The organism is Myroides sp. LoEW2-1 (assembly GCF_009767705.1).
In the GTDB taxonomy this organism is placed as follows: Bacteria; Bacteroidota; Bacteroidia; order Flavobacteriales; family Flavobacteriaceae; genus Flavobacterium; species Flavobacterium album_A.
In genome coordinates this window covers 1-4734 of sequence record NZ_WSPP01000088.1, presented here as the reverse complement: position 1 = coordinate 4734, position 4734 = coordinate 1, and the positions used below count along the sequence as shown (strand labels likewise).

Annotated in this window: 3 protein-coding genes; 1 reads left to right on the top strand and 2 read right to left on the bottom strand. The window is 35.1% G+C overall.

Annotated features, from left to right (window positions below):
* Nucleotides 1-4: 4 nt before the first annotated feature.
* The gene (locus GOQ24_RS06265) at nucleotides 5-1843 is read left to right on the top strand and encodes a hypothetical protein (protein WP_243731252.1); all 1839 of its coding nucleotides are present in this window, start codon (nucleotides 5-7) and stop codon (nucleotides 1841-1843) included.
* 207 nt (nucleotides 1844-2050) lie between these two features.
* Here the strand turns inward: GOQ24_RS06265 and GOQ24_RS06260 are convergent, their stop codons facing one another.
* Together GOQ24_RS06260 and GOQ24_RS06255 are read right to left on the bottom strand one after the other, a co-directional pair.
* Complete coding sequence (locus GOQ24_RS06260) at nucleotides 2051-3241, bottom strand: GlmU family protein (protein ID WP_155092986.1); 1191 nt, start codon at nucleotides 3239-3241, stop codon at nucleotides 2051-2053.
* A gap of 185 nt (nucleotides 3242-3426) precedes the next feature.
* Nucleotides 3427-4611 (bottom strand): hypothetical protein, encoded by a 1185-nt coding sequence (locus GOQ24_RS06255; protein WP_243731251.1) that lies wholly within the window; start codon nucleotides 4609-4611, stop codon nucleotides 3427-3429.
* Nucleotides 4612-4734: the final 123 nt, after the last annotated feature.

The window sequence follows — 4734 nt, the reverse complement described above, 5'->3', positions numbered from 1 at the left end:
ATCACTGACTGTTACCTCTTTTGCCCAAGAAAAGAGTATAGCAGAAAAAGATAGTATTAAGTCAATTAAGATATTCTATCCTAAAGAATTAGATAGTCATGCCTTTGTTCCAGATACAACTCGAATATTTCCAAATCTTGAGACAAATAATAAAAAGACAAAATTTGGAAGGTTTATCAATAAGTTAATCTATAAAAACAACAAAAGACTGACCTCAAGAGCACCCGAAATTAAGACAAACCAACACTTGGAACTCGGGCATGGAAAAGTCATTCGAAACATCCGAATTACATCATTAGATCCTTTTGGCTATTCTACAACTGATACAGCAAAGAAACCAACCTCAAACTTAGAGCACTTTGGAAATAAAATGCACTTAAAAACAAAGCGCTTTACCATTAACAACTTCCTGATGTTTAAAGAGGGCGAGGTATTCGATTCTCTAAAAGTTCGCGAGAGTGAGCGTTTACTTCGTACGCAGCGATTTGTAAGGGCAGTGACAATTTATCCAATCCCAACAAGTTCTCCTGATTCTGTTGATGTATTAGTAAGGGAATTAGATTCTTGGAGTATTTACCCTTCTGGTTCTATATCTACTTCTACCGCAAGATTTAAGGTAACAGATCGAAACTTTGGAGGTTTTGGTCACGATGTAAGTTTACAGTATAAAACAAGACTAAAAGAAGATAAAGACGCTTTCTATTTTAATTATAGAGTTAACAATATTCAGAATACATTCGTAAGAGCAAATATTTTATATGATTCCGATTTATGGGGAAATTATGTAAAAGTACTTGCTGTAGATCGACCATTTTATTCGCCTTATACGAAATGGGCAGGAGGGGTAACTGTCTCTCAAATATTTAGGAGAGATTCTCTACCAGACATGGATATGAAATACAAGCTTGAATCTGTCAAGTCCAATACATTTGACTATTGGGCAGGTTATTCGATTCCGCTTTTCAAAAGCTACAAAGACAAGCCTGTAATTACGAATTTACGAACATCTGTTCGATTTATCCAACAACACTTTCTGAAAACACCAGATTACGTCTATGATCCCTTAGGTTTTTATGGAGATCAGCGCACCTATTTGGCTTCCATAAGTTTGAGTTCAATTAATTACGTACAAGATAGGTTTATCTTTAGCTATGACCGGATTGAAGACGTTCAAGTAGGGAAAACATTTGCTTTAACCGCAGGGATGAAAGATCAGTACCAAAAGAGACGATCCTATTTCGGTGCTAAATTTGCAATTGGAGGATATACCAACTTAGGGTATTTTGCCACAAATTTAGAATGGGGTAGTTACTTCCATGGTAGTCGGGGAGAACAAGGAGCTTTACGTATTGACGCTTCCTATTTCACTAAATTATTTGTGTGGGGCAATTGGCGTTTTAGGCATTTTATCATGCCTCAATTTGTCATGGGATATCACCGTATAGATCACACAGGAGATCGATTAAAACTTGAAGATGTCATTCAAGGTATCAGGGCTCAAAAAATACTGGGAACGAGAAGGCTATCTCTCGGATATCAATGGCAATCTTATGCTCCTTATGAATGGAAGGGATTTCGTATAAACCCTTTCTTAAATTTCGAAGGTGCTTTTATGGGGTATGAAAAAGAGAGATTCTTAGATCCTAAATTTTATTCGCGTATTAGTATTGGTTTAGTTGCCAATAACGACTATTTGGTATTCAGTAGTATTGCCCTTTCGTTAGTTTATTACCCTACGATGCCTGATTCTGGTAAACCAGTATTCTTTGCTAATTCGAGACAGTACAACTTAGATTTGCCAAACTTTAATTACGACAGACCAAGACCTGTCTCTTACTATTAATTAAAGCTTATATTTAAATTGCGTTTTTTCATATCTACTTTAGAAAAAGTATCAATAGTTTAAGTTGCGATCGTTAGAAATGCCTTCCTTCTAATTCTCTTGGTTAAGGCAATTTCTATCTCAATACTTCTATATTACTACCGCCCTGAATAACAGTTAAGAAGGACAAAAAAAAGCTAACCGGTAAAGATTAGCTTTTAGATAGTATTACTTTTTTAAATGATGCTCAAACCTGTCTAATTGAGTTTCATTAAAAATATGTCTAATTATTTCTTCATCCACTGCTGTTAACTCAATATGTCTTCTTTCCATAACTATTTTCATGGTGCCAATCGCTTTGTCTACATCGTAAAGTTCACTGTGTTCAACACCTCCCCAAGTAAAGTTTGGCAAGTACGTTTTTGGAAATCCTCCGCCAAAAATACTACTTGAAACACCTACTACTGTACCGGTATTAAACATGGTGTTAATTCCACTTTTGCTGTGATCTCCCATCATTAGACCACAAAACTGAAGCCCTGTATTCTCATAAGCTCCTTCTTCGATATTCCACAATTTTACAGGAGCGTAGTTATTCTTTAGATTTGAGTTATTCGTATCTGCACCTAAATTACACCATTCTCCTAAAACAGAGTTACCAAGGAAACCGTCATGCCCTTTATTAGAATAACCGAACATCACAGAATTACTTACTTCTCCCCCTACTCTACATTGTGGTCCAACCGTAGTAGCTCCATATATCTTTGCTCCCATCTTTACCTGTGCTCCTTCACACAATGCAAAAGGTCCTCGAATAATAGACCCTTCCATAATCTCCGTATCTTTTCCGATATAAATAGGACCAGTGGATGCATTCAAAGTTACAAACTCCAATTTCGCACCTTCTTCTATGAAAATATTTTCAGGAGCAATTACATTTACAGATTTAGGAATTACCTCTGATATTCTATCTTCCGTCAACAACTCAAAATCAGCACGTATAGCCTCGTCATTCTTTAAAAAGATATCCCACTTATGCTCTATCTTCAGTAGGTCAGATTCAAAAGGAATAATCTCATATTCATCAAAATCTACATCTTCTTGAGAATCTTGTGTATAGAAAGCAATAATATCCTCCTCTAAAACAATCGCTTGTTTGGGCTCGAGATTCTTAATCATTTCAACGATTACCTCATTAGGTAGGTATGCTGCATTAATCATTATATTATTCTCAACCTCAACCATAGGATATTTATCAGCTAAATAATCCTCTGTAATAGTTGTAGTGGTATATCCTAAGAACTTCTCCCATTTTTCGCGAATTGTCAAAATACCAACTCGGATATCAGCTACTGGACGAGTATATGTAAAAGGCAATAAATTCCCTCTTACTTCGCCATCAAATAATATATAATTCATAATACCTATTCTTTAAAATTTCAAGTTGATTCCAAAGTTAAGTATTCTCTTGTAAAAACAATATTTCAAGCCAAATAAAAGTAGATTATAACCTAGTAAAATCAATACATTTTCTATATCAGCAAGCATAACTATATAAAAAAAGGAAGCTTAAAAGCTTCCTTTCTATCTTACTCCATTGTCATTTAAGGCAAATACTCTTCATTTTCATTCTTCGCTCTAATATGCGGATTAGCTATTGCTCCACAAGCTATACCGCTTACTGTGATAGCTGTAGGACGGGACTTTCCTCTCTTTCCATTGCTTTTATTATCCCCTTCTACGGTATAGTACACTTTAGCCTCCTCTCCTGGTTTGAAATACTTGTTAGATATAGTTAAAGTAACTTCGTTATAATAAGAATTGTATTCCCATTTACCGACATCTGACTGATGATAAGATGAATCTCCTAAATAATTACCAGACTCGTCTGTAAATTCAAAAGTATCGTTCTCTAAATCATAATCTTTACTATCTGCCAATTCAAATTCTATTCTTGCTCCATCACTGTTTTCAGAATCACTCACACACATCTCCTCATTACTCTCTTGCAATGTAAATTCTTCATCTCCATCTTCCTTATCATCTATAGGCGATACTTTTACATTTCTAATAATGGTTTTTTGAGTATGATTATTCATTGTAGTAGCAGCAAAACCAATATTAACTCTATCTGGAATACTTGAATTATAATTGTATTGATAATCTTCATATTCATTGTTTACTACTTTACCATCTCCATAGGTTTTAAACGAATGTTTGTAGTAAAAATTATCGATTAACACATTGCCATTACCTTTTATTGTCACATATATTCCGTCTTCTCCATCTGGTCTTACTTCCACTTCAATCTTTTGAAATTTAGGGCTATAATCGAATCCTCCATCAGCTATATTAAAGTCATCTCCTTCATAACTTCCACTAAAATTATAATCACCAGTATTGTAATCCAGAGTTGCCATCGCAACTTCATTTGCTGCATTTTGACCTCCAAAATATTTGGTCAACAACAAAGGATTTCCTTTATAACTGTTACCTTGTCCCGCTCCTCTTAATGTAATGTGATTTTTGTAATAGCTTCCAAAAACATTACGGCCATAGTCATACTTTACATCATTAATATCAAACCCTGCATCTACATATCGTTGAGCAGTAAGTCCTTCACGGGTTTCGTAACTTCCCATTTCGAAACCTCTTCTCTCTTTGTTGTTCCCATCTAAATCAAAACCTATACCTAAATAAGCACCATTAAGTCCTGTTTTGATTGCTGTTGACCCACTTGCTGTTGATCCATTAAAAGAATATCCTAAGGCACTTCCAAGATATCCCATACTAAGTGATTGACCTGCCTCATAAATAAACCACTATGGACTGAAAGTCCATAGTTTGTTAAAGCAGACTAAAGTCTGCCTGGGTGGAGCTACTTACTCAAGTATAAAGTTACCTCCGTTATC

Excerpts from the sequence above, each read along its gene's own strand:
- GOQ24_RS06255 (WP_243731251.1), bottom strand. The coding sequence starts at position 4,611 with ATGGGATATCTTGGAAGTGCCTTAGGATATTCTTTTAATGGATCAACA.
- GOQ24_RS06260 (WP_155092986.1), bottom strand. The coding sequence starts at position 3,241 with ATGAATTATATATTATTTGATGGCGAAGTAAGAGGGAATTTATTGCCT.